The organism is Bartonella tribocorum CIP 105476, from assembly GCF_000196435.1.
Lineage (GTDB): Bacteria > Pseudomonadota > Alphaproteobacteria > Rhizobiales > Rhizobiaceae > Bartonella > Bartonella tribocorum.
In genome coordinates, this window is record NC_010161.1 from 1,138,873 (window position 1) to 1,162,073 (window position 23,201).

Annotated in this window: 23 protein-coding genes and 3 pseudogenes; 12 read left to right on the top strand and 14 right to left on the bottom strand. The window is 37.7% G+C overall.

Annotated features, from left to right (window positions below; translation table 11 throughout):
- Nucleotides 1–254: 254 nt before the first annotated feature.
- The 6 genes and pseudogenes from BTR_RS05065 to BTR_RS05085 all read right to left on the bottom strand — a co-directional run bounded on the left by BTR_RS05065 (nucleotide 255) and on the right by BTR_RS05085 (nucleotide 4,232).
- Nucleotides 255–1,223 carry a DUF3987 domain-containing protein gene (locus BTR_RS05065; RefSeq protein WP_081458160.1) on the bottom strand — a complete coding sequence of 323 codons (969 nt, stop codon included), beginning with the start codon at nucleotides 1,221–1,223 and terminating at the stop codon, nucleotides 255–257.
- Nucleotides 1,224–1,403: 180 nt separating this feature from the next.
- A complete protein-coding gene (locus BTR_RS05070; RefSeq protein ID WP_012231080.1) occupies nucleotides 1,404–1,676 on the bottom strand; it encodes a type II toxin-antitoxin system RelE/ParE family toxin in 273 nt (90 codons plus the stop codon).
- Nucleotides 1,673–1,963 carry a CopG family ribbon-helix-helix protein gene (locus BTR_RS05075; protein WP_012231079.1) on the bottom strand — a complete coding sequence of 97 codons (291 nt, stop codon included), beginning with the start codon at nucleotides 1,961–1,963 and terminating at the stop codon, nucleotides 1,673–1,675. The genes BTR_RS05070 and BTR_RS05075 overlap by 4 nt, the downstream gene beginning before the upstream one ends.
- A gap of 457 nt (nucleotides 1,964–2,420) precedes the next feature.
- Entirely contained in the window at nucleotides 2,421–2,570 is a 150-nt protein-coding gene (locus BTR_RS13125) for a hypothetical protein (protein ID WP_169309788.1), read from the bottom strand.
- A gap of 96 nt (nucleotides 2,571–2,666) precedes the next feature.
- On the bottom strand, nucleotides 2,667–2,867 hold the full coding sequence (locus tag BTR_RS05080; RefSeq protein ID WP_012231078.1) for a helix-turn-helix transcriptional regulator: 201 nt from the start codon (nucleotides 2,865–2,867) through the stop codon (nucleotides 2,667–2,669).
- 200 nt (nucleotides 2,868–3,067) lie between these two features.
- Nucleotides 3,068–4,232 (bottom strand): annotated as a pseudogene (locus BTR_RS05085) (tyrosine-type recombinase/integrase).
- Nucleotides 4,233–4,382: 150 nt separating this feature from the next.
- Between BTR_RS05085 and BTR_RS05090 the strand changes: the two are divergent.
- From BTR_RS05090 to BTR_RS13425, 6 genes and pseudogenes are all read left to right on the top strand, one after another.
- Nucleotides 4,383–5,066 (top strand): DNA adenine methylase, encoded by a 684-nt coding sequence (locus tag BTR_RS05090; protein WP_244393520.1) that lies wholly within the window; start codon nucleotides 4,383–4,385, stop codon nucleotides 5,064–5,066.
- Between the two features lie 510 nt (nucleotides 5,067–5,576).
- A complete protein-coding gene (locus tag BTR_RS05095; RefSeq protein WP_005773872.1) occupies nucleotides 5,577–5,795 on the top strand; it encodes a TA system antitoxin ParD family protein in 219 nt (72 codons plus the stop codon).
- A gap of 4 nt (nucleotides 5,796–5,799) precedes the next feature.
- On the top strand, nucleotides 5,800–6,072 hold the full coding sequence (locus BTR_RS05100; protein WP_012231665.1) for a type II toxin-antitoxin system RelE/ParE family toxin: 273 nt from the start codon (nucleotides 5,800–5,802) through the stop codon (nucleotides 6,070–6,072).
- 876 nt (nucleotides 6,073–6,948) lie between these two features.
- Nucleotides 6,949–7,236 carry a hypothetical protein gene (locus BTR_RS05105; RefSeq protein ID WP_012231666.1) on the top strand — a complete coding sequence of 96 codons (288 nt, stop codon included), beginning with the start codon at nucleotides 6,949–6,951 and terminating at the stop codon, nucleotides 7,234–7,236.
- Nucleotides 7,237–7,247: 11 nt separating this feature from the next.
- Nucleotides 7,248–8,180 carry a DMT family transporter gene (locus BTR_RS05110; RefSeq protein WP_012231667.1) on the top strand — a complete coding sequence of 311 codons (933 nt, stop codon included), beginning with the start codon at nucleotides 7,248–7,250 and terminating at the stop codon, nucleotides 8,178–8,180.
- A 13-nt stretch (nucleotides 8,181–8,193) separates the two neighbouring features.
- A pseudogene (locus tag BTR_RS13425) lies at nucleotides 8,194–8,271 on the top strand (type II toxin-antitoxin system RelE/ParE family toxin); the annotation flags it as partial.
- Between the two features lie 1,457 nt (nucleotides 8,272–9,728).
- Here the strand turns inward: BTR_RS13425 and BTR_RS05125 are convergent.
- From BTR_RS05125 to BTR_RS05145, 6 genes are all read right to left on the bottom strand, one after another.
- Complete coding sequence (locus tag BTR_RS05125; RefSeq protein WP_012231668.1) at nucleotides 9,729–14,660, bottom strand: DEAD/DEAH box helicase; 4,932 nt, start codon at nucleotides 14,658–14,660, stop codon at nucleotides 9,729–9,731.
- Nucleotides 14,661–15,191: 531 nt separating this feature from the next.
- Complete coding sequence (locus tag BTR_RS05130; protein WP_012231669.1) at nucleotides 15,192–16,679, bottom strand: YfjI family protein; 1,488 nt, start codon at nucleotides 16,677–16,679, stop codon at nucleotides 15,192–15,194.
- Complete coding sequence (locus BTR_RS13775; RefSeq protein WP_169309787.1) at nucleotides 16,651–16,800, bottom strand: hypothetical protein; 150 nt, start codon at nucleotides 16,798–16,800, stop codon at nucleotides 16,651–16,653. Before BTR_RS13775 ends, BTR_RS05130 begins: the two co-directional genes overlap by 29 nt.
- Before the next feature lie 10 nt (nucleotides 16,801–16,810).
- Entirely contained in the window at nucleotides 16,811–17,008 is a 198-nt protein-coding gene (locus BTR_RS13430; protein WP_038473516.1) for a hypothetical protein, read from the bottom strand.
- Between the two features lie 98 nt (nucleotides 17,009–17,106).
- A complete protein-coding gene (locus BTR_RS05140) occupies nucleotides 17,107–17,307 on the bottom strand; it encodes a helix-turn-helix transcriptional regulator (protein WP_007347430.1) in 201 nt (66 codons plus the stop codon).
- A 208-nt stretch (nucleotides 17,308–17,515) separates the two neighbouring features.
- On the bottom strand, nucleotides 17,516–18,682 hold the full coding sequence (locus BTR_RS05145; protein ID WP_012231670.1) for a tyrosine-type recombinase/integrase: 1,167 nt from the start codon (nucleotides 18,680–18,682) through the stop codon (nucleotides 17,516–17,518).
- Nucleotides 18,683–18,847: 165 nt separating this feature from the next.
- On the opposite strand from BTR_RS05145, the pseudogene BTR_RS05150 reads away from it, so the two are divergent.
- The 3 genes and pseudogenes from BTR_RS05150 to BTR_RS05160 form a co-directional block, all read left to right on the top strand.
- Nucleotides 18,848–19,135, top strand: a pseudogene (locus BTR_RS05150) (phage capsid family protein); the annotation flags it as partial.
- Nucleotides 19,136–19,154: 19 nt separating this feature from the next.
- Nucleotides 19,155–19,535, top strand: coding sequence for a hypothetical protein (locus tag BTR_RS05155; protein ID WP_012231672.1), 381 nt, complete (start codon nucleotides 19,155–19,157; stop codon nucleotides 19,533–19,535).
- Nucleotides 19,536–19,546: 11 nt separating this feature from the next.
- Complete coding sequence (locus BTR_RS05160; protein ID WP_012231673.1) at nucleotides 19,547–19,927, top strand: hypothetical protein; 381 nt, start codon at nucleotides 19,547–19,549, stop codon at nucleotides 19,925–19,927.
- A 32-nt stretch (nucleotides 19,928–19,959) separates the two neighbouring features.
- Here the strand turns inward: BTR_RS05160 and BTR_RS05165 are convergent, their stop codons facing one another.
- A complete protein-coding gene (locus BTR_RS05165) occupies nucleotides 19,960–20,244 on the bottom strand; it encodes an addiction module antidote protein (RefSeq protein ID WP_012231674.1) in 285 nt (94 codons plus the stop codon).
- Nucleotides 20,225–20,536, bottom strand: coding sequence for a type II toxin-antitoxin system RelE/ParE family toxin (locus BTR_RS05170; RefSeq protein ID WP_012231675.1), 312 nt, complete (start codon nucleotides 20,534–20,536; stop codon nucleotides 20,225–20,227). Before BTR_RS05170 ends, BTR_RS05165 begins: the two co-directional genes overlap by 20 nt.
- A gap of 73 nt (nucleotides 20,537–20,609) precedes the next feature.
- Between BTR_RS05170 and BTR_RS05175 the strand changes: the two genes are divergently transcribed.
- The 3 genes from BTR_RS05175 to BTR_RS05185 are packed head-to-tail and all read left to right on the top strand — an operon-like array spanning nucleotide 20,610 to nucleotide 23,201.
- Nucleotides 20,610–21,317, top strand: coding sequence for a phage adaptor protein (locus BTR_RS05175; RefSeq protein WP_012231676.1), 708 nt, complete (start codon nucleotides 20,610–20,612; stop codon nucleotides 21,315–21,317).
- A gap of 1 nt (nucleotide 21,318) precedes the next feature.
- Nucleotides 21,319–22,776, top strand: coding sequence for a hypothetical protein (locus BTR_RS05180; protein WP_012231677.1), 1,458 nt, complete (start codon nucleotides 21,319–21,321; stop codon nucleotides 22,774–22,776).
- Entirely contained in the window at nucleotides 22,776–23,201 is a 426-nt protein-coding gene (locus BTR_RS05185; RefSeq protein WP_012231678.1) for a hypothetical protein, read from the top strand. Before BTR_RS05180 ends, BTR_RS05185 begins: the two co-directional genes overlap by 1 nt.

A 23,201-nucleotide genomic window follows, 5' to 3' on the forward strand; every position in this document is an offset into this window, starting at 1 on the left:
CCTATTGAAATATAATGTTTTTATTTTTTTATCGTTTTTTTACATAATAGCAGCAACCCTCAAAACTCAAAACCCCTTCAAAACCTATAGAGGTTGTGTTTTGGATATCTTTAGACACAAGATTTAAAAGAACCTCTGTATGTCTTTTTTTTTAAAAATGATAAAACAAAAACCCTCAAAGATACTACGTAAACCCTTTGTTGGTACGATAAGATCTTTGAAGGTTTTAAGGATAACAAAAGATGACAATGACTTCATTGTTTGATGCTGTTGTTTTTAACGAAAGGATGCCATTCATAACGTATGGTAGGGCGACCGCTTTGAGAGCTATTTTCATTGGCTATTGGACGAATATGATTGGAGCGACATAAGAGCTCTAAAGCTTGCTTAACGGTTTGATTATCTTTTAAATGCGTCCAACTTCTTTGATGAATATCACGTAAAGTAAAGACATCGGGTAAATGATCACAGCGCTCGACAATCAATTTTGCCCCCTCTGTTGCTAGGCTATCCGCCGCCGCATAGAGCCTTTTGACATGACTGAACAAATATTTTTCCCATCGCAAGGCTGTTTGAAGGGCATCTTTATTGATTTCAAAACGCCCCCCTTCAGTTAATTCAAAAATCAATGCAAGACTTACTATGGTCTTAGGCATTTTCAAAAGATGCGCTTGTAAGCTTTCAGAAAGGTTGTTCTCTTTGGCTTCTTTAAAAATCTTTTGCATCCATTCACGAAAGATCTCTTGAGCTTCAGCAGAAAAGCGCATCACAAGCGGATATTCTGGTGAACCAAGGGGGTTATCATAAAGAGAACGAAATGCCCCTTCATACGTTTCCCATGCCTCTTGATTGGGAGGTCTATCAACCCATTTCCAATCTTTTGTCTCATCGGGAAAGACCAGCATTTGAAAGCGTTGTAAGAAACCATCATTGCCTTTGCCATATAAAACATTGCGTATAAAGGGGAGAATGCGAGAGGGTTGAATGCCCCCTATAATAGAAACGGTTGCATTAGGAATAAAAATGGTTCCACGCCCAATCCGGTCATAAGTAAATTGACCATCTCCATTAAAAGCTTCCAAATAAAAGGCACGCTCTGTTTGATATTCCTTGCGTTCCATATCTGTTAAGAAACCGGATAATTCATCACGCACCATCAAGAGACCGCGGGGATTTTCTTTTAAGAGTTCCCCAAGCTTTTCCACGCTCGTATCATTGACAATAAAACGAGAGACATCATCGTCACTTTTACGAGTAAGAAACTAAATGGTGTGCAAAGCGATCATGCAATCATATTCTCGCAATATTAGAAAAGTAATAATTTATCATTACTTACTGATATAGAGTGCAGTATTTAAAAAAATAATTTGCTTCAATTACCAAATAAATAAAAATACAGTTGATTAAGGGAATTTTTGCTTTGTATGAAGCACACGTAAAATACGAACAACGCCATCTGAAATATCATAAATCATGATATAATTTGGATGTACAATAAATTCACGTGTATTTACAACTCGTCCTAAACGACCAAGAGTAGAAAACTTAACGAGTTTTTCTATCTTTTCAGATAAAAGTTGATCAAACTTTAAGGCAGCAGAAGGATTATTTTGTGATATGTATTCACGTATCTTTTTGCGGTCAACGCGTGCTACTTGTGTCCAAATTAGCTTCATAAAGTTGATCTATCTAGTTTACTTTGTATTTTTAAGCGCCATTCCTTTGCTTCTGCTTCGATTTCCTCAGAAGATATTATATCGCCTGCATTAGCAGAATTTATCCCTAATTGAACCTGTTCCCGAAACCATAAATCGTGTGCACTTCTTTCTTTTTGTTCTTTTACGATATCGCGCATATAATCTCGCAACAATTGTGCACCAGATCTATCACACGCTTTTGCTGCTTTGGAAAATTCATTTTTCAATACATCATCAACGCGAAAGGTAAATGTCGTCTCAGCCATTTTATTACCTCTTAATGTGTTACAAAATAATTCTAATGTAATACATTTTGACTATTTCTTCAATAGGTACTGTTAGAATAGATATTTTCTATCTATCTTGCATTTTCATATCCAAAACATGATTGTTGTTTACATATAAAAAACTTATAATTTAATTCACATTATTTTATGGGATAAAATATTAATTTTGATCTAAATTAATATTTTTACTTAATATGATACAATTTTGTGCATATTTATGAGTTTCTCGTGATTACAAGATACAGAAAATCAAAAACTTGGATTGTTAGAATACGCTAACAAAAATGATTTTGCTTCACTCCATATTGAATAGAAACTGTAAATAGAAGGAAAGCTTGGTGCTTTAATCGAAAAAACAGAGCAGGGGATTGTTATTGACACTTGAGTTTTTTGTATAGCCAATTTTCTCTTGATGTTTTAGAACTTCTTAAGGACGTTAGTGAGCGTAATTTATAAGGTACGCCAATTTATTAAGGAATAACAGCCTATCATCATGAGCGGGGCAATGAGTAAGTCCATAACGCCCATGCCAAGTACCACGCAAGGCACGTGTAATGCCCCGCGCATTCTTAAAAGAACACATCATTTTAAATCCTATAACGTTGCGTCACAGGACGGATTGTGCTAGCTCTAAGGTGATGAGTTTGAGAAAGCCTTGTCCGTCCTTACGTGACAAGTTTTTTTATGCCGCGTCGTTATAACGTTGCTGTTTCGCTTGTTCGATTACATTCAAAAGATCCGATTGTAACCAACGGGATAAAAAACCAAATTTTAAAGGTTTTGGGAGAGAGCCATTGGTAACATGACGGCGGAAAGTTGAGACACTCATATGAAGCAATTTTGCACTTTCACGGTCTGTTAAAAGACTATCATTTTCTGTCATTCTAAAATCCTTTTATTTTCAAAAAATGGAAACAAATTATGCCTATTTATTAAGCACATTTTGGTTTATTTTTGAAGGTATTTTATTTATAGAAAACAGTATTTTATCATATAATTTCTGATGTGATAATTTATGAGTCTTATTGATAAAGAATGAGAGAGAAAGTTATCCACAGATCATGGGGTTATGCACCCCATATCTTAAGATTGACCGGTGACATAAGCCGCCCATTTATCCATATAGACACGACGCTGTTCTAAATAGTCAGTACGACGATAGGCACGCTCTACTTTACCCCCTACCGTATGAGCTAAAATGGTTTCAGCGACCTCATAGGGGGCATCGGTTGTTTCAGCAAGCCAATCGCGTAAACTAGAGCGAAATCCATGCGGGCAGGCATCAAGTTTATTTTTTTCATATATTTTGACATAACATTCTCAGCAAGGGGACCTCGACCAGTTGCAGAAAAAAAGAAATCATTACGAGAAAGCAGACGCGCTTGTTCAATAATTTTCAGTGCTTCTGTTGATAGAGGCACGCGAAATTCTTTTGTTGTATCACCCTTCCTTTCATATTCTCAGCAGGAATAGTCCATATATTCCCATCAACCTGATCCTTATGAATATAACGTAAGGAATGCGTACGAACGCCTGTCAAGATGAGCAAACGCAAAGCCAGTTGTGTTATAGCTGTTGTTTGGCAAAGTGTTTTATAAAAAGCGGGTATATCTCTCCAATCCATTGCTGGTCTATTAGTGATCTTATGACGTTGTTTTCCTAAAAGAGCGCGTGCTTTTTCTGTTGCTTGTAAATCAACATCCAAACCCAAAGCAGCCGCATGTTTGAGACAAAGTTTGAGACGCATCAGTGCTGTCCGAGCAGCTCCAGCTTTTGTATGCCAAATAGGGGCAAGGGTATCGCGTATCTCTGTTTGCGTAATTTCTGAAACGGGTAAACAGCCTAATTTAGGGAGAATATGAAGGCGTAAAGGTAAAAACCAAATTCCATCTTTCCCATCCCCTTTTAATTCAGCTTTATGGCTTTCAAAAGCATCTAAAGCAATATCTTTTAAATAATGGAGATTGCTTATTGTCTCACGCTTTTGTTTATTGCGTTCTTTAATAGGGTCACGCCCCTCACGTAATACAGAACGCCACCCAGTTGCCAATTCACGGGCTTGTTTTAAAGAAACATGTCTTAAAGCACCCAAGCCCATTTCACGACGACGCCCGTGAAGGGTATACCGTAAAATCCATTGAGCACCTCCATCTTTACGCTTATGAAGTAACAAGCCAGCACCATCATTATATTTGCCAGCCCCCAATGTTGCGACAGATCTTGCATTAAGACGGTTCATAAGAGCCATTTTTTAATCCTTTCTTATACAAATTTGATCCACACACTCATCCCACTTGTTATGTGCAAATGAGTGGTTTTGATTGATTCAAGATAAGCAGGTTTGAAATGAGAGAATCTTACGTTATTCGGGACTCTCACTCAACATGAATAACGCTAGATTATCATTATAAATCAATACGTTGTATCTTTAAGGAGAAAATTAGTTCCTTTATATGAAGTGATCAATGATCGTTCAGATGATGTGGTGAATTTTTTTCGGGTGTTGCAACGCCATTATTACCCTTTCATGGATCTGTTGGAGTTCCAGGTGAGTAGCCGTGAGGCGTTTGAACGGTTACGCACCCAAGATCCCAAGAGCCTGACAGATTTAGAGCGGGCATTGCGGTTTTTATATCTGCAGCGGTTGAGTTTTGGTGGCAAAGTGGCAAAACAGACGTTTGGAGTTGATCCACACCGTGGTGCACGGTTTAATAGTCTCAAACTTGAATCCTCCTTAAAGCTTATTTACCGTCGTTTAGCAGGTGTGACCATTGAACATTTAGATTGGTTTGAGTTTATTAGGCGCTATGATCGTCCCAACATCTTGTTTTACCTTGATCCGCCTTATTGGGGTGTTGAGGATTACTATGGCAAGGATTTTTTTAAGCGAGAGGATTATCAGAGGATGTCCACACTGCTTGCACAATTAAAGGGAAAGTTTCTTCTGTCACTCAATGATGTGCCGGAGATTCGCAAAAGCTTTAGCCCATTTAAGATAAAAGAGGTCACCATATCTTATACATGCAGTTCAAATAATCCAATTCCAGCTCAAGAACTCATCATCTCAAATTGCGACTTTTAGCAAAGGAGAAAAAGCTGCCTTAAAGGGTCTTTAAATGATCTTTGAAAGGTCTTTGAAGACCCTTTGAAAACCCCTTTAATTTTTTAAAAAAGACGTGAATTTTAAAAATGAATTGCTGCAAAACCTGCTGTCAAATTCTGCAAAACCTGCTGACAAGCTACATACAAGACATATAGAATCAATAATTTATAGCACGACAAAAGTGCTGTGGCGGAGGGGGTAGGAATGCTATATTTATATAAAATCAATAGATTATATAGAAGTTCGGGAATTTTGATTCCGTTGATTCTTTTAACTTATTTTCTGCCTATCCCGAACCTTTTTAGAGCTTATTCTCGATCATTTAGTTCTAAATTTATCTTTTATTTTCTCTTCTTTCAGATATTAAGAAAGATGGCTGTGAGAGAAGGAATTGTGTTAGAGATCTGCTAAGGTTATTGTGTTTCAAAGGTTGCTTTTTAACACCTTTTGAACTATATTACCACCTTATTGTAGGGTAGGAGTATAGTCATGGCTACAACTGTTAAACTGTCTGATGATCTCATTAATGAGGCTAAGCGTTACGCGTCTGTTTATAGCCGCTCGGTTCCTAAGCAAATTGAATATTGGTCGCGTATGGGCAAAATAGCCGAAGAAAATCCAGATCTCTCCTTTCAATTTATTCAAGCAATCTTACTTGGACAACAAGAAAATGCAGATGGCGATGTAACAGCATTCGAATTTGGCTGAATCTATGCAAGTTTTACAAACCCATTCATTTAAAAAAACTGTCAAAAAACTGCATGCCAACCAAAAACAAGATCTAGACCAAGCTGTTCGCGTCATTATGAAAACGCCCACCATTGGTCAAGCCAAAACAGGTGATCTTTCTGGTGTTTTTGTCTATAAATTTAAAATGGCCAAGCAATTGACGCTGCTTGCTTACAGCTATGAAGATCACACGATTACTTTGACCTTGTTAGCACTTGGCTCTCATGAAAATTTTTACCGAGATCTTAAAGCATAATATATTTTACAACTTGATAGAGGCACACAGCATTAATTTTACTAAAGTTCTCCAGTGCTAAAGGTATTAAACCAAAATTTATAGACATGATCAAGCTATATTGGGCACCTAATTGCGGCATAATATTTTTAGCTAAACCGATTGGAGGACTTTGCAGCAAAGGAGTACTGCACTCATCTGCTATTACATACCTCTAACTTGAGTTAAAAACAAAGCTCTTCCGTACACCCCAACAAATGGCTTTGTCATGATAGAACTTTACTAGATTAGAGGTAAGTCAGTAGCATCTGTTATAAATTAACGCTTCGCACTTTCCTCGGTAAATTCAAGCCGCAAAATACTAAATACAACTAAGTCCTATAGCTCAATGCGCACATAATCATGCATGGTGTTTCTACGCTCAACAAGTTACACCTCAGTTCTCTTGCGCAAATACGAATAAGAAGGGTTTAATTTGCTAATTTTAGCTCAGTCTTAAGTACAACGTCTGGAAAGGCTACACGTGCCTGCTGCATCAACGTAATATTAATGCCATAGAAAAATCCCTTACTATCTGCTATAGCTTCATAAGGATTGCCTATAATGTAAAAAATGAAAAATAATATAAAATAAATTTACAAAAATGATTGACTAGGATATTAAAGCACGATAACGATTCATGCAACGCAAGTCCGCAAGAGGAGATAAGGTATTGCATTTTAATTGAAGGTTTAGTTTTTAAGGAAAGTAAAAGCCTTATCCAACTAAGGCTCCGTGGGGAGGGGGCCGTTACATGCAAGAACAAACATTTGTAAATTATAAGAAAAATGCTTATGAATTGGGCGTGGAGCGTTTACGCTCTATGGAATTGGTCGAGCCCCTTCGATTCTTGAAGAAATGGTCGATCTTGCCCCTGATCTCGCAAAATTCATCATCTCTTTTGTGTATGGAGAAATTTATGAGCGACCTCACTTAACAAGCCGTGTTTGTTCAATCCAAGTTGATAAAGTTAATACGGATTTTCGTCGCAATTTTAAAGGATTCCCAGAGATACCTCCAGAGAATTTTGCCAAAATGCTTCACCCAGATGACATTGCTTCCGCGGTCAACTTTATTCTTTCCTCATCTAATACCGCACAAATTTCTTCTATACGTCTCGATGCTCCACTTTGGTATCAAGTATAAGGATCTATCCAATGAAAATCACGCCCAGAATAGCTCTTGTCTTAACCCTCGTAGGAACCTTTTTTTGGGGTTCCAATTTCCAAGCCACTAAGATAGCTTTAACGACTGTTTCTCCATGGACAGCTTCTTTTGAGCGGTTTCTCATTGCCGTAATCGCCATATTTTTAATTATGATTTTCAAAGAAGGCTTGCGGTGGCATGTTTTATCGCAAAATTTTATTTCTTATATTTTCCTAGGGATTATCGGTGTGGCAGGGTTTAATGGCGCTTTATTTGTTGGCTTGCAAACGTCAAATCCCATAACAGCCTCCCTCATCATGGCGACAACCCCTATTAGTGCTAATATTATTGAAGCTATCATGAATAAATCTTTCCCAACCTGTGAGAGGGTTATAGGGATGCTCATTAGCATGTTCGGGGTCTATTTAGTCATAACAAATGGGAGATTTTTGTCTAACCATGTTTCCTTTGCCAAAGGAGATATTATGATTCTTTTAGGTTCCATTGGTTGGGCGTTCTATACCGTGGGCACGCGGTCATTTGTCAAGAACGCAACCCCGCTTGAAACAACAAGCTGGACGATGCTCTCTGGCACCGTCGCCCTTGGCGTCCTAACCTTTTTATTCGAATCCCCTCTTCAAGAAACGATGTCTATGTCCGGCGCTAGTTTATTCGCACTCCTTTGGATAGGGGTTGCAGGATCAGTTTTAGCCTACCTATTTTGGAATATTGGAATAGCGATCCGAGGTCCGGGTAAGACGGCGATATTTTTCAATTTTGTACCTATTTCAGCCTTATTGGTGCAAATCCTGTTCGGCTTCATCCCTCAAATCATGCAAATCATAGGCGTTTTTGTTACGATTTTTGGAGTTCTAATCGGACAAGGCTATATATTCAGCTTACTAGGATCTAGAAAAGCCGTTCCCAATGCGCATAAAGAGTAATATACTTTTTAAGATGAATGGAAATTGGCGTGTTATTTTTCGCTTTATCGGAACAGATGTGGAGCTTGTTGATTATCAAGATTACCATTGATGAAAGGAATGAAAACAAATGACGCATAACCCCGCCCATTCTAGTGAAGTTCTAAAAGTAGCTTTTTTAGAAGAAATGGGGATAACAATAAAAAAATTAACGTATCGTCTTCATATAACAAAATACGTATTTATTGTCAAATAATATTTTATATTTTTTTGTATTTTTTAAATACGTTGTGTATTGATAATATCTTATGCTTATGAATTGCTTCTTTTATATTTATATGCGTTTAAAGCTATATTATGGGCTTTATGAAACGATTGCGTTATGTTTTGAATCTATACATCTATAATATTTAAAAAGGCTCTCATAATGCGTATTTTTATCTTTATAACCTATCAGTTTTTTTACTAAATGAATTTAATTTTTTTTGTGAATTTTGTTTATAATACATTTAAAATTTAATAGCCTCTTATAGGTGCTCTCTTTATAATCAATGCGTTCATTTACAGTTTAGTTATTTGAAGCTGCTGTTTTTACGCATTTTCTATAGCTGTTATATGCTTTATGGCCATGGCATCATTTTTCATTTTCATAAGAGAAATGATAAATAGAATATATGATAATTGCGATTTATAGACTGTTATGAAAACATCTAAAGAGAGATTGATAATTATAGAGATCAGTAAAATTCCTTTTAATAGGCTTTTGTCAGTTCTTTTTAGACCCTCTATTATTTTTTTGAATGGTAAAAAATTAAAATCAATATATTTCAATATGTTAATATCTTTAAAACATAACTTATATCAAGAATACAATCTTTAAAGATAACCAATGATGTGAGTTGAATAAAACTTGTCAGTTATGTGTCAGTAAATTGAACCGACAAAAGTGATCATTTTAGTGAGTGATTAACACGTGTCTTATGAAAAGCATATGACCCTTTAAAGCTTTTAAAAAGATAGCTTGTAACTCATAAGAGATGCTATCAAGATCATTAGGTTATGAGTTTTGGGGGTGCTTTTTATAGGTATTATTTTATTTTTTTAATTAGAAATAAAAGTTATTATATTTCAATATGTTAATGTTTTAAAGAAACAACCTATATTAAATACAATCCGTAAATACAATCTATAATATATATAAAAAGGGGTTTTGTAGGGGTTTTGGGGGTTTTAAGAACCGACAAAACCTATAAGTAAAATGAATATATATAACTCTCTTTAAACAAAGCTTTTGAGAACAATAAAGCACTCATTTTAGATTACGGTATAATCTCTTAAAGGCAATGTAAAAAAATCTAACTCTATTTAAGATGGGGTTTCTTATAAATCTTAAAGCAATCCAAAGTAGAGTATCTAAAAGTGCAAATGATTTCTTTTTAGAATAACGCATATAAACACTCCTTTTAAAGATTAGATGTAAGCAATTTATAAAGGGGGTATAGATTATGGTTATAAGCTCTATACCCCTTATGCGTTTATCATACCCAGTATGTGAGCATGCTTTATAAGTTATTCAGTTTCTCTAATTTCTAATTTTGGTAAATTCTTAACAATTTTGATTGTCTCTAAACTTACCGTAATAACCCTTTGAAATAACTCTAGAGGGTAGGCGGGGTTGCCAACGGTTTCAACAGCATAACGATTGGCATCATTAACAATGCCACTCTTTTTATCTGTTTTTACACATTGACGCCCCATAACCCATTCAAGAGCAGGCTTGCCATTGACGATATACTCATAAGCTTCAAGAGGGATATCTGTCATGGTAATATTGCTATTGTAAAAAACAGTTGATTTATCCTTTTCGGATTTTCCTTTCTCTTTAGCTGCTTTTGCGAATTTCATTTCAGTTACATAATAGAATTTTTCGGGATTAGAGATCTCTGTAACTTTTGGATTGCCTTTTTTAAAGGTCACGGGGTAAGGCTCTATGCTTTCGTAATTCACATGCAAATGACCCAATTCACGCCCTGCTGTTACAAATTTCCAAAAATCATCAGCACTCTTTACACACGGGATACGAGGCAATTCTTTAGAGAGGTTATCAGCATAACGGGCACGATAATCTTCCGAATGCAAAATTCCATAAACATAATAAAAGATATCTTCTTTTGTTATATTCTCATTAGGATAAGCGGCTTTAAAATGTGCTAATCCCGCATCTGTAATGCCATCACGAACTTTCTTTTTTACACTTGCAGCAAATAAACTCTGGTTATGATGTTTTTTTTCATCAGAATATAATAAAAGTGGATAGCATCTCGTTTTTTCCAATGTATCAAAACTGATTGGCTTATTTGTCATAAGACAAGAAAATCCTGATCGATTTCCTATTCCAGAAACACAAATTCCAAGGTTGCCAAGAATATTTGAGTTAAAAAATTGATGCGTGTGTCCTAGACCTTCATTTAAGAATGGTGATGTATAATGCCATAGTGTCATAAACGGGCGATAAAGAATGAGAGCTTTTAGATGAGATTCAAATGTTGCTTCTATGCTCCGTTTTAATTTGGAGATAAGAGCATCCGTCCAACTGATTTTTGTAGTATCATAATCAATGATTTTTTTCATAGATATAGACGGATTTTCAGCAACGAGACGCCTTTGTTCATTAAAAAAATCAATTGTCTTTTGCACAGATGTACTTAGTGCATCTGTTGAAAAATTACAAACCCAAGAATCTCTTGCTGTTCTCATACCAAGCGACACTTCCTCAAAAAGCTTAGTATCTATCGACGTATTCCTATCTCCCATAGGCATAAATTGATAAAAATTGACATCTCTTGGTTTTATCCAGTCATGCTTTTCATTAGGAGTAATTTCAATAAATTGTTTGGAGTGTGTTATTCCTTTTATACTCTTAAATTCACGCAATTGTTTTAATTTTTCCTTTGTAGAAAGGTTATCCCCAATATCATGATAGAAAATCTTACAAGGCTGTTGTTTTTTTGGATTACGTACAAAAAGAGTTATTGATATTCCATTTTGACATCCAGAGCCAAAGACGTTTTGTCCTTCTTTTGCCATTCTGTTCGATAATCTGTTTTTTCGAATATCTCCACGAAGATTAACGATATAAATAGAGGAATATTCATTTTCTAAACAACTACGCATACCATCCGCAGAGATTTTATCTATCCATCCATTCCCAGAAATATAAGCGACAATACCTCCTTGTGAACTTAAGCGATTACTTGCCCACCTAATTGCTCGAATATAGCTATCATAAAGCTTATTTCGATTCATTTTTTCTGATGATCTCGTTATATATTGTTTATAGATACTATCATTAAGCGTATCATAACGCACATTTGGATTATTATCATTGGCATTTTTTTGCCCTACGGAATAAGGAGGGTTGCCAACAATAACTTGGATATCTGCTTCCTGCTGTTTTTTACACCGCTCTGAATTCTCAAACATATAGCGTGTAAAAAAATCTTTTTCCTCTAACATCAGAAACGTATCAGTTAAACAAATTCCTTCAAAGGGTATATAATCTCCTTTCATAAGACTATGATAAGTCGATTCAATGTTAATGGCTGCTATGTAATAGGCTAGGAGAACAATCTCGTTGGCTTTGATTTCATTTCGGAACTTATATTCCATATCCTCTGGTTTTATCAGTCCAGATTGTAAAAGCCTTGTAATAAAGGTTCCTGTACCTGTAAAAGGGTCAAGAATAGAGACGCCTCGAGAACTTAAGCTTTGTCCAAACTCTTGCTCTAAAACATCATTGACGGAATGTAAGATAAAATCAACTATTTCAATAGGCGTATAAACAATCCCAAGCTTATCTGTTGTCTTTTTGAATGCCTTGGTAAAAAAATCTTCGTAAAGTTTGATAATAAGATTCTGTTTTGCTCGCGTCTCAATAATCTCCTCTGTATCATCCTTTACACTTTGATAAAACTTTTCAAGATCTTTGGCTTCGTCTTTAATATTCATCTTATCAAGTTCAGATAAGATCTTTTCCATCGCTTGCGAGATGGCGTTTTTACTCACAAACTCATTTCCATCAAACAAGGATTCAAAAATAGGTCGTGTCACAAGGTGTTGCGCCAACATCTCGAGTGCATCCTCTTGTTCGATACTGTCATTTAAACCGTTCTTTAATTCTTTATGAAAGGCATGAAAGGCGCGATAAGCTTCACTCTTTTTATCAGCGAGTATGCTTTTAAGACGGATAATATGATTTTGTGCAATTGCAGCCACATTGCCAGCCCATTTTTCCCACTGATTAGGCTCCCCACATTTTTTGACAATGATGGGCTTAATAGCACGCGATAATTCATCAACATAAAACTCGAATTCTTTTTGTCCTTCATAGCTATGAGAATTTTCACTTGCTACTGAACCAATATGAAGCCCAGCACCTTCCGATTTCGTGTGGAAAGAGAGTTCGTCAACAACTGCGGTCATTGCTTGTAAAGCAGGGTCAAAAGTGACTCCTACAATCTCAAACACATGACGAACATTTTGGTCTAGCTCTAAGGCTTTTATTTTGTTTTTAAAGTTGTCATCATGAGCACGCAAAGCATTGAGAACTTGCCAGATGACATCATACTTTGTATTGTTTTCTAAAGCCTGTTGTGGTGGAATATTAAAGGGAATACCAACGGGTAAAATAATATAGCCTGTTGTTTTACCTTCTGCGCGACGCATCACGCGCCCCACCGCCTGTATCACATCCACATGACTTTTACGCGGGTGTAAAAACATAACCGCATCAAGAGCAGGGACATCGACGCCTTCAGAGAGACAGCGGACATTGGTTAACACACGGCAGTTATTCTCATCTGTATCTTCTTTAAGCCAATCAAGTAATTTATTACGATTTTTGCCATTAAAAGAGCCATCAATGTGCTTAACATCAAAGATAAGAGAAGTCTTACTTTCTGGAACAAATTTATGATATTCATCAATGGCGTCATTGAATAGTTCGCTAACGAGTTGAGACGTTTTGATATTTTTACAAAAAGCCAGAGAACGACGCATAGGTTTTATGCCATCTTCTTCTTTCTTTTCTATTTGGGAAAGTGCTTTGTAGCAGCCAATGATTTTGGTTGTATCATCAAGGATAAGTTCGGAATTTTTATCTTTAAGGCGTTTCTGAATCGTTGCGTTAATAATTGCTTCATCAACAGCCAAGACGATAACTTTATAGGGTGTTAAAAGTTTATCTTTTAGAGCTTTTGAAAAAGTATACGTGTAAAGATTTTTTCCATAGAGCTTTTCATCATCCATGGACGCCAGAACAGCATCAGATGCGTCAGCCTTCTTTTTCAACTTGTCGGTAAAGATCTTAGGGGTTGCCGTCATGTACAGACGTTTTTTGCCAAAAATGATACTGTTATCGTGAACCTTGATAAATTCAGATTCACGCTTGTCTGTTCCTAACACAGCTCCAGTGGTACGGTGTGCTTCATCACAGATGATCAGATCAAATTCGGGTAAATCATACTTTTTTTGCGCATCCGAAATCACTTGGATTGAATGGTAAGTAGAAAAGACCACAGTCATTACATCAAGAGAAGTTTTATTGGCTTTACGCGCAAGCTCTTTGGCATCGGTCGTAGCCGGTAAAACAAGGTCTGATGCATCGAGACCAGCTTCATCATCATTTTTATTCTTACGACGCTTACCTACTTGTGTATCCGAACACACAGCAAAGGAACGCAAAGGCACTTCTGTATCTTCTGTCCATTCACGAATTGTTTGAGAGATAAGAGCAAGGGAGGGTACCAAAAATAAAACACGTTTGCCTTGACCTGCTATGGTTTCTGCTATCTTCAAACTGGTGAAAGTCTTTCCCGTTCCACATGCCATAATGAGTTTGCCACGGTCTGCTTCTTGTAAACCTTCACAGACTTTCTCAAGGGCTTCTTTTTGATGATCTAAAAGCTTTTTCTTCGGTTTCTCTTTAAGGACAGCTTGTCCTTGTTCTTTATAAGCCCCCCAATCGATTTGACTGCTTTCCAAATCAAATAGATTAATCCGTTGAATACGAACCTCTTGTCCTTCACAAGTCAGTTCAACATTGTCACTCCAATCTGTTTCGGTGCTATCAACCAGTATGCGACGGGTAAAGATCTTTTTGCCCGAGGCAGCAATAAAACTATCAATATCTTCTTTTTTTATTATGTGAGAGGCATCATAGCATTTACATTGAATAGCCGCATAACCCCCTTCATCACGGATTGTAGCGACCAGATCAATCCCAATATCCGTTCCATCTTCATCATGTTCTTGCGCCCATTCCAAATAAGTTTGAACCTTTTCGTATTCTTGGCATTGAAGAGGGTCTTCAGCTAAATAAACCTTTACAAGGTTTTCAAACATGGTTCCTAATTCACGGGGTGATTGAGCCTGTTGACGATAATATTCCAACAGAGAGCGTAAAGTGACATGTTCATTATCATATTTAACAGATTGCAGCATATTGTAATAAAAATCCCTTGCCTTATGAGATGATCAATAATCATCAAAAGAATCAAAACGAATTCAATCAAATTGACTTAAAGCAAATAACGATAAAAATGGAAAAAAACTGATAAAAAAAGCGGATATTTTTTCAAAAGGGGTTTTTAAAGGCTGCTTATCAACAGCCCATGACATGGAATAAGATCAGCAAAGTAGTAAAATTTGCTATTTGTTTTATGAAAAAAAAGACAAATTTGATATGTGCTTTAAAATATCATAATGAGTATTTTGATAGGTTTTGTCGGTTCTTAACCCCCCCAAAACCCCTACAAACCCCCTTTTTATATATATCATAGATTGTATTTACTGATTGTATTTAATATAGGTTGTTTCTTTAAAACATTAACGCATTGAAATATAATAACTTTTATTTCTAATTAAAAAAATAAAATAATACCTATAAAAAGCCCCCCCCAAAACTCATAATGGGGAGTGCTTTGAAGAGTTCACTGTTATATTGTTAATGTTCTATAAGATTTCCAAATTGCCTCAGTGTGATGTTTTATGGCTTGTCACTAAGGGATTCCATTCATAGCGTATGGTAGGGCGACCGCCTTGTGAGCTCTTGTCTTCAGAGATTTCACGTATATAGTTACAACGGCATAAAAGCTCTAAAGCTTGCTTAACGGCTCCATTATCTTTGAAACATTTCCAATCACGTTTATAAATATCCCTTGTTGTAAAAACATCGGGTAAACAATCACAACGCTCGACAATTAATTTTGCTCCCTCTGTTGCTAAGCTATCCGCCGCCGCATAAAGCCTTTTGACATGACTTAACAAATATTTTTCCCATCGCAAGGCTATTTCAAGGGCATCTCTATTGATTTCAAAACGACCACCATCAGCCAGTTCAAAAATCAACGCAAGGGTTGGTATGGTTTGATTCATTTTCAAAAGATGTGCTTTTAAACTTGATGAGAAATGACCATTCTTTATTCTTTTCTGAAAATCTTCCCACCATTCACGAAACATTTCTTGGGCTTCGGCAGAAAAGCGTATAGTTATCGGATATTTTGGTGATCCAAACGGTTTATCATAAAGAGAACGAAAAACCCCTTGATAACTTTCCCATGCCTTTTGATTGGGAGGTCTATCAACCCATAACTGCTCTTGTCGTTCATCGGGATAGATCAGCATTTGAAACCGTTGCATAAGACCATCATCGTTTATTCCACGGTGCATGTCTTGAATAATGGGAATAATACGTGCAGGTTGAATACCCCCTATAATAGAGACAGTTGCATTGGGAATAAAAATGGTTCCCCGCCCTATACGGTCATAGGTGTATGACTTATTACCATTAAAAGCGGTTAGATAGAAAGAACGGTCTGATTGATATTCCTTTCTTTCTAGATTAGATAAAAAACCAGCCAGTTCATCACGCACCAACAAGAGACCACGGGGGTTTTCTTTTAAGAGTTCCCCAAGCTTTTCAACGGTCACATCATTGACGATAAGGCGTCGTTTTATAGAACTATCATCTTCCTCACTTTCTTTGTGTTCAAGAGTTTGTGAAAGAAGAGCAAGGGCTTGTTCTTCATCATGATCTTTGAGTGCTTTATAGGCTTGTTTTTTCTTTTCTCGTTTATCTAATTCACTAAGAATCTCTTTTGTTTCTTGCTGTTTTTTCTTCTTTACCCACTCTTGATGCCATTCATCTTGAAATTCATAGAGAGGTTCTAAAGCAGCGTCCATGCTACCTGTTTTCATGGTCGAAGTTTCCCCCACAATGACACCCCAGAGATTAGGAACAATTTTCCAATTGGCATGTTGTTTTGGGGCAACCCGCACGCCATTGCCAATAACAGCAGCCAAGGCACAGAGAGCAGAGATAGCAATAAAATCCATAGGGGCTTGTTGGCTATCCGCAACGTCATAAACATAGTTCATTAATGGCGTTGGCAACTGTAATAAGCTAAAAGGCTTGACGGGTAAGAGAGCCGTATTAATCGATTGCAATTCCCCCCCAACCATTTTGTTGCAATGCTTGTTTATAAAGAATGGCTTCTAAACAAGTATTTTCGTTTAAAGAGCCGTTATCATTATCATTTAAAGGAGTATTATTCTCTAAAATATTTTTGTTATCTTGTATCATGTTATTTACCTTAGAAAATAGAGGAGATCGTTAAATATGCATTATGCGGGGTTTGCCTCATAAGGACCTCAAAGGCTTGGCTATAAGCACGCGTAGCAAAGGTAAAATCAGCTAAAGTCTTTTTGATTGGTTGGCTTCCATAACACCCATGCCAAACCCCACGCAAAGCACGTGTGATGCCCCACGCATTCTTAAAAGAACACATCATTTTAAATCCTATAACGTTGCGTCACAGGACGGATTTTGCTATTGTGAGGGTGATTAGTTTGAGAAAGCCTTGTCCGTCCTTACGTGACAAGGTTTTTTTTATGCCACGTCGTTATAACGTTGCTGTTTTGCTTGCTCGATTACATTTAAGAGATCCGATTGTAACCAACGGGATAAAAAACCAAATTTTAAAGGTTTTGGGAGAGAGCCATTGGTAACATGACGGCGGAAAGTTGAGACACTCATATGAAGTAATTTTGCACTTTCACGGTCTGTTAAAAGAATATCATTTTCTGTCATTCTAAAATCCTTTCATAATAAAAAATAGAACCAAATCATGCCTATTTATTAAGCACATTTTGGTTCATTTTTGAAGGTATTTTATTTATAGAAAACAATATTTTATCATAGTTTTATTGATGTAATAAATTATGAGTCTTATTGAGAGAGAATGAGAGAGGAGAGAGCTAAAGTTATCCACAGATCATGGGGTTATGCACCCCATATCTTAAGATTGACCAGTGACATAAGCCGCCCATTTATCCATATAGACACGGCGCTGTTCTAGATAGTCAGTACGACGATAGGCACGCTCTACTTTACCGCCGACCGTATGACTTAAAATGGTTTCAGCGACCTCATAGGGGGCATCGGTTGTTTCAGCGAGCCAATCGCGTAAACTAGAACGAAATCCATGGGGGCAGGCGTTTAGTCCAGTCTGTTGCATATATTGAGCCATACAATTTGCAGCGAGGGGACCGCGACCAGTTGCAGAAAAAAAGAAATCATTGCGAGATAAAAGGCGCGCTTGTTTTAAAATATCTAATGCCTCTGATGATAAGGGTACACGAAACTCTTTTGTTGTATCACGCTTTCCTTTCATATTTTCGGCAGGAATAGTCCATATATCATCTTCAATCTGATCTTCACGAATATGACGTAAAGAGTTGGTACGAACCCCTGTAAGGATAAGCAAACGTAAAGCCAGTTGTGTTAGAGTTGATGCTTCACAAAGTGTTTTATAAAAAGCTGGAATATCTTTCCAATCCATTGCTGGAAAGTTTTGTGTTTTATGACGTTGTTTGCCTAAGAGAGCGCGTGCTTTTTCTGTTGCTTGTAAATCGACATCTAATCCCAAGGCAGCCGCATGTTTGAGACAAAGTTTGAGACGTATCAATGCTGTCCGAGCAGTATCAGCTTTTGTATGCCAAATAGGGGCAAGCGTGTTGCGTATCTCAGTTTGTGTAATCTCAGAAACGGGAAAGCAGCCTAATTTAGGGAGAATATGAAGTTGTAAAGGCGCAAACCAACGCCCATCTTTACCATCATTTTTTAATTCAGCTTTACGACTTTCAAAAGTATCTAGTGCAATATCTTTTAAATAATGGAGATTGCTTATTGCCTCACGCTTTTGTTTATTGCGCTCTTTAATGGGGTCACGACCTTCACGTAAAACAGAGCGCCACCCAGTTGCCAATTCACGAGCTTGTTTTAAAGATACATCTCTTAAAGCACCCAAGCCCATTTCACGACGACGCCCGTGAATGGTATAACGGTAAATCCATTGAGCACCTCCATCTTTACGTTTGTGAAGAAGCAAGCCAGCACCATCATTATATTTGCCAGCCCCCAATGTTGCGACAGCCCTTGCATTAAGACGGTTCATAAGAGCCATTTTTACTCCTTTCTTGTACAAATTTGATCCACACACTCATCCCGCTTGTGATGTGCAAATGAGTGATTTTAATTGATGCAACATAAACAGATTTGAAATGAGAGAATCTTACGTTATTCGGTGTTCTAATTCAATATGAATAACGCTATATTATCATTATAAATCAATGTGTTACACGGTGTAAAATCGACAGATCATACAGCAGTAAAGAGTGTTCGTCGTGCGGTGTTCTTAGGAGCACAGAGTGCGATTATAGGCTTTGGGAAAAATCACAGTGCAACGAATTATACGCTTGAGGAAGAATATTTTGATTATAAACGTGAACTTGGCGTATGCGCCAAGACATTAATAGGAATGAAGAAAACCCGTTTCCAAATGCCAAATAGCGCACAGACAGCCCAAGATTTTGGAACGATTGTTATTCCTACCTACAGCGGTGAAGCAGCAGCGTAATCATTAAGGAGGAAAAGACATGGCAGATCAACTACCCCCTCCATTACAGGGCAGAAATCTTCACACGCAGCAGGTGAGTTTCTTACGTTTGAACATCTCACATAAAGAGAAGCATCTTACAGAGAAAATCGGAATTTTGCCTCGTGGCGCTTTGATTACCTCGATAAAAGCGTTTGTGAAGACAGCGTTTTCTGAAGCGAAGTTGAAGATTGGCAGTACCTATGGTGGCAATGAGTTTGGGGAAAAAGATATCAAAGCCCAAAATACGCAAGATTTTACCCCCACAGACCAAAAGGTTTTTGCTCCAGAGGATAAAGAAATGACCCTTTATGCAACAAGAGATAAAACCACAGATGCTGGTGAGTGTGTTGTGGTCGTGCAATTTGTGGCAAATCATTAAGGGGACAAGATATGGCAGATTATTTACCAGAACCCTTACAGGGGAGAAACCTTCATACGCAGCAGGTAAGCTTTTTGCGTCTTAATTTTAGCTACCAAGATAAAGAAAAGGTGATGAAGATAGGCACTTTGCCTCGAGGTGCTTTGATTACTTCAATCAAGGCTTTTATTAAGACAGCGTTTTCGGATACGAAGGTCAAAATAGGCAGCACTGCTGGTGGGACTGAATTTGGTGAGTTAGAGATCAAACAAGCGGGTATTAAAGCAGCAACGATTTCTAATCAGAAGGAGTTTGTTCCCTCTGATAAAGAGATCACGCTTTATGCGAAAGCCGATAAAACAGTCCAAGCTGGTCAAGCAAGTATCGTCGTTGAATTCGTGACCAATCACTGAAATTGAAGGGAGAGATCTATTAACTCTCCTTTTTATGAAGTAGCAGATTGTACCGAGAGTTGTAAATTAAGGGCAGATAAGACAGCGACTAAGGTAGAAAGCTTAGGGTCACCCGTTTTGCTTAAAGAACGATATAATCCACTACGTTCGCGATTGGTTTCTTTTGCTAAGGTGCACATATTTTGAGCGCGAGCAACGATACCAATAGCATCCGCTATATGAGCAGCATCACCGGTTTTGAAGGCTTCATTTAAAAAGACTTCTTGAGATTCTGGTGTTGTGAGGTGTTTTTCAAAGTTAAAGGTTTTCAATTTCATTTTTAAGATCCTTTACAAGAGATAAGGCTTTTTGAATATCATTGGATTGTGTGGATTTATCACCACCACAAAGTAATATAATGATTCTATCGCCTTTTTGTGTGAAATAAATTCTGTAACCAGCCCCATAATGGATACGTAATTCACCTATGCCATTAAAGAACTTCGCATCACCCAAAAGTCCTGAACGAATTCTATGAAGTCTTGTAAGAATTATATTAGCAGCTTTTCTGTCTTTAAGCTTTTCTAACCATTCATCGAATTCATCTGTTGTTTTTATTATCGCTACCATTAGTGCACTATAATACACATAATATGTAATATCAAGTTAGTTATAATTTTTGTATCATTGAAAAGGTATTTTGATGACGCGTCATTATATTCGAGTTAGGACAGGGGGACCAATACCGGCTAGTCAAAATGTTTATCGTCATAGAAAAACGCTTTCGCACTTGGTGTCTGTTATCCAAGATGAGATTGATGACACCACGGATGAGTATGTAGCGCAAATCCAAGAAAGTATTTTTGCTGCTATTCGTTTTTGTGAGAGGGAAAGTTTTTACTTTAACGAAAGCCGTGATGTTACGTTTCAAACACGGGCGGGGCAGGGGATTTATGATGCAAGCGATACCCGCCATCTTGAAACAGCTGTCAAAATCAAAAGCGTTTATCTTAAGTCCGATCAACATCATAAGCTTGAACTAGAGCGGAGAAGTCCTTTTGCTCTAGAGGCTTCGTTGTCATCAGAGCAGCAAGGAACACCGGTTTGTTACAGTTATTTTGATAGGAAACTGTATCTTTATCCCACACCGGATAAAGCGTATCAGATTCAACTCATCCTCTCTCCACAACGTTTATCAGAGATAGAGCGTGTAGATGAAGAGCACCCATGGTTTGTGCATGGATTTGACTTGATCAAAGCGCGTGCAAAATATGAACTGTACAAGAATATTCTGAAAGAACCCGATTGTGCAACGGCAGCTTATAATGACTTTACCGAGCAATTGCATGAATTACGGGCAGAGACGTCTAAACGTCATAACGTCACGCGGATAATTCCAACGGATTTCTAAAATGGTTTATTTTCCAATCGCTGATTACCGCCCCGATGTTGCGGTCGTCAATGGGAGCTTTACGGATACGCTTGTGAATGTTTTACCGGCAGATGGAGGCTACATTCCGATGCCTAGTGCAATGGTTGTGTCTCATCCTTTGGAAGAAAAGCCTTTGGGGTGCATAGCGTTTCGAAGTGGCGATGGTGTTAAGATAATCGTAGGAGGCAAGCAAAAGCTTTATAGTTATGATAGCCAAACCAAGGGTTGGAAAGATATTAGCCAAAGTGGTGTGATGTATCAAGCAAATGAGGATAATCAATGGTCCTTTGCGTTGTTTGGCGAATCCATTATTGCGGTAAACAAAAATGATAAACCGCAAATTTTCAAGGTTCGTAGTTCTGAACGGTTTGAAGAATTAGGAGGCAATCCACCGAAAGCAGGATTGGTCAAGGTTTGGGGTGATTTTGTTTGTTTGATGCAATTGACAGATCATCCCAATCGTATTCATTGGTCGGGTTTGAATGACGCAACTCATTGGACGGTAGGTGATAAAGATTGTTATTATCATAATTTTAATGATGGAGAATATGTGCAAGGTGCGACAGAATCGAGCAATCCACTCGTTTTTTTGCGTTCTGCTATTTATGCTGGTTGTTTTACGTTAGGCTCTAAGGTTCCTTTTATTTTTCAAAAGCTTCAAGACAAGCGCGGGGCGCGCAGTGCAGCTTCTATAGCTTGTCGAGGGAGTGATGCTTTTTTTGCTGGTGATGGTGGCTTTTATCAGATGAGTGCTGATGGTCAATTTTTACCGATAGGCTTTGAGAAAGTTGATAGAACGGTTTTTAAAAGCTTTGATAAGTTTGCTCTTGATGAGATGCAAGGGGTTATAGATCCCATTGATAACCGGATTTACTGGTCATTAAAGAGAGGTAATAACGAGCAAACGACCTTTGTTTATGATTGGGGCTTGCAGAAATGGTCGACGATACAGGGAAAGCCTTTCACATTGTTTCCCGTATTTACGACAGGTTATACTTTAGAACAGTTAGATGAGATCTCGATCAATCTTGAGTCCTTGCCTGCTTCTTTAGACAGCCCTCGTTGGCAAAGTGGCGCTCCCATGCTTGGTGCTTTTGATGAAAACAATTGTCTTGTTATGTTTACGGGCGCACCGATGGAGGCAACGGTTGTTTCGCAAGAGATGGGGGCACCGGATGGAAGTTTTAACTTTATCACGAAGATGTTTGCCGAAGTTGATACGACGCAAGGTCTTTTAAGTATCGGAGAACGTCGTCTTCGCAATCATCAGACGCCGATCACATGGCACAAGGAGAGAGAATGTTCCTATGCTACAGGTGCTTATCACGGTCGTTCACGCAATCGTTATCACCGGTTTAAATTACGCATTCCTAAAAATGAACCTTGGACGGCAATTACGGGGTTTGATGTTGATTTACGTCCTTTAGGCAGAGGGTAATGGCAAAAGTCTATTTGACCACGTCTTGGGATATGGAGCGTATAGCGCCTTATCTGGAAGACATCATTGCATCCTTTAGAGCATATGTAGAACGTTTTAAACATGAAATCACGTTGCAAGATCTTATTGAAGCGATTTGCAGTGGCAAGAAACAGTTATGGCTTGTTTTGGATGATGACGCGCGCTTTTTAGCGGCGGTTACAACCCAGATACAGCAGACAGTTTTAGGAAAGAAGCGCGCACTGATTTGTGAATGTAGTGGCAAGGGTGTTCTTGATCAAGTTGACAATTTGCAGATTGCAGAGGATTGGGCGCGTGAGAATGGCGCTTTTGAGATAGAGATTTTAGGGCGTTTAGGCTGGAAACGTGCACTGACCAAACAAGGCTATGGCATAACGATGCTTTATTATAGGAAGGAATTGTAA

What these genes read in the sequence shown, in the direction of transcription:
- BTR_RS05070 (WP_012231080.1), bottom strand. Translation starts at nt 1,676, where the DNA reads ATGAAGCTAATTTGGACACAAGTAGCACGCGTTGACCGCAAAAAGATA.
- BTR_RS05075 (WP_012231079.1), bottom strand. Translation starts at nt 1,963, where the DNA reads ATGGCTGAGACGACATTTACCTTTCGCGTTGATGATGTATTGAAAAAT.
- BTR_RS13125 (WP_169309788.1), bottom strand. Translation starts at nt 2,570, where the DNA reads ATGATGTGTTCTTTTAAGAATGCGCGGGGCATTACACGTGCCTTGCGT.
- BTR_RS05080 (WP_012231078.1), bottom strand. Translation starts at nt 2,867, where the DNA reads ATGACAGAAAATGATAGTCTTTTAACAGACCGTGAAAGTGCAAAATTG.
- BTR_RS05095 (WP_005773872.1), top strand. Translation starts at nt 5,577, where the DNA reads ATGGCTACAACTGTTAAACTGTCTGATGATCTCATTAATGAGGCTAAG.
- BTR_RS05100 (WP_012231665.1), top strand. Translation starts at nt 5,800, where the DNA reads ATGCAAGTTTTACAAACCCATTCATTTAAAAAAACTGTCAAAAAACTG.
- BTR_RS05105 (WP_012231666.1), top strand. Translation starts at nt 6,949, where the DNA reads ATGGTCGATCTTGCCCCTGATCTCGCAAAATTCATCATCTCTTTTGTG.
- BTR_RS05110 (WP_012231667.1), top strand. Translation starts at nt 7,248, where the DNA reads ATGAAAATCACGCCCAGAATAGCTCTTGTCTTAACCCTCGTAGGAACC.
- BTR_RS05125 (WP_012231668.1), bottom strand. Translation starts at nt 14,660, where the DNA reads ATGCTGCAATCTGTTAAATATGATAATGAACATGTCACTTTACGCTCT.
- BTR_RS05130 (WP_012231669.1), bottom strand. Translation starts at nt 16,679, where the DNA reads ATGGTTGGGGGGGAATTGCAATCGATTAATACGGCTCTCTTACCCGTC.
- BTR_RS13775 (WP_169309787.1), bottom strand. Translation starts at nt 16,800, where the DNA reads ATGATACAAGATAACAAAAATATTTTAGAGAATAATACTCCTTTAAAT.
- BTR_RS13430 (WP_038473516.1), bottom strand. Translation starts at nt 17,008, where the DNA reads ATGATGTGTTCTTTTAAGAATGCGTGGGGCATCACACGTGCTTTGCGT.
- BTR_RS05140 (WP_007347430.1), bottom strand. Translation starts at nt 17,307, where the DNA reads ATGACAGAAAATGATATTCTTTTAACAGACCGTGAAAGTGCAAAATTA.
- BTR_RS05145 (WP_012231670.1), bottom strand. Translation starts at nt 18,682, where the DNA reads ATGGCTCTTATGAACCGTCTTAATGCAAGGGCTGTCGCAACATTGGGG.
- BTR_RS05155 (WP_012231672.1), top strand. Translation starts at nt 19,155, where the DNA reads ATGGCAGATCAACTACCCCCTCCATTACAGGGCAGAAATCTTCACACG.
- BTR_RS05160 (WP_012231673.1), top strand. Translation starts at nt 19,547, where the DNA reads ATGGCAGATTATTTACCAGAACCCTTACAGGGGAGAAACCTTCATACG.
- BTR_RS05165 (WP_012231674.1), bottom strand. Translation starts at nt 20,244, where the DNA reads ATGAAATTGAAAACCTTTAACTTTGAAAAACACCTCACAACACCAGAA.
- BTR_RS05170 (WP_012231675.1), bottom strand. Translation starts at nt 20,536, where the DNA reads ATGGTAGCGATAATAAAAACAACAGATGAATTCGATGAATGGTTAGAA.
- BTR_RS05175 (WP_012231676.1), top strand. Translation starts at nt 20,610, where the DNA reads ATGACGCGTCATTATATTCGAGTTAGGACAGGGGGACCAATACCGGCT.
- BTR_RS05180 (WP_012231677.1), top strand. Translation starts at nt 21,319, where the DNA reads ATGGTTTATTTTCCAATCGCTGATTACCGCCCCGATGTTGCGGTCGTC.
- BTR_RS05185 (WP_012231678.1), top strand. Translation starts at nt 22,776, where the DNA reads ATGGCAAAAGTCTATTTGACCACGTCTTGGGATATGGAGCGTATAGCG.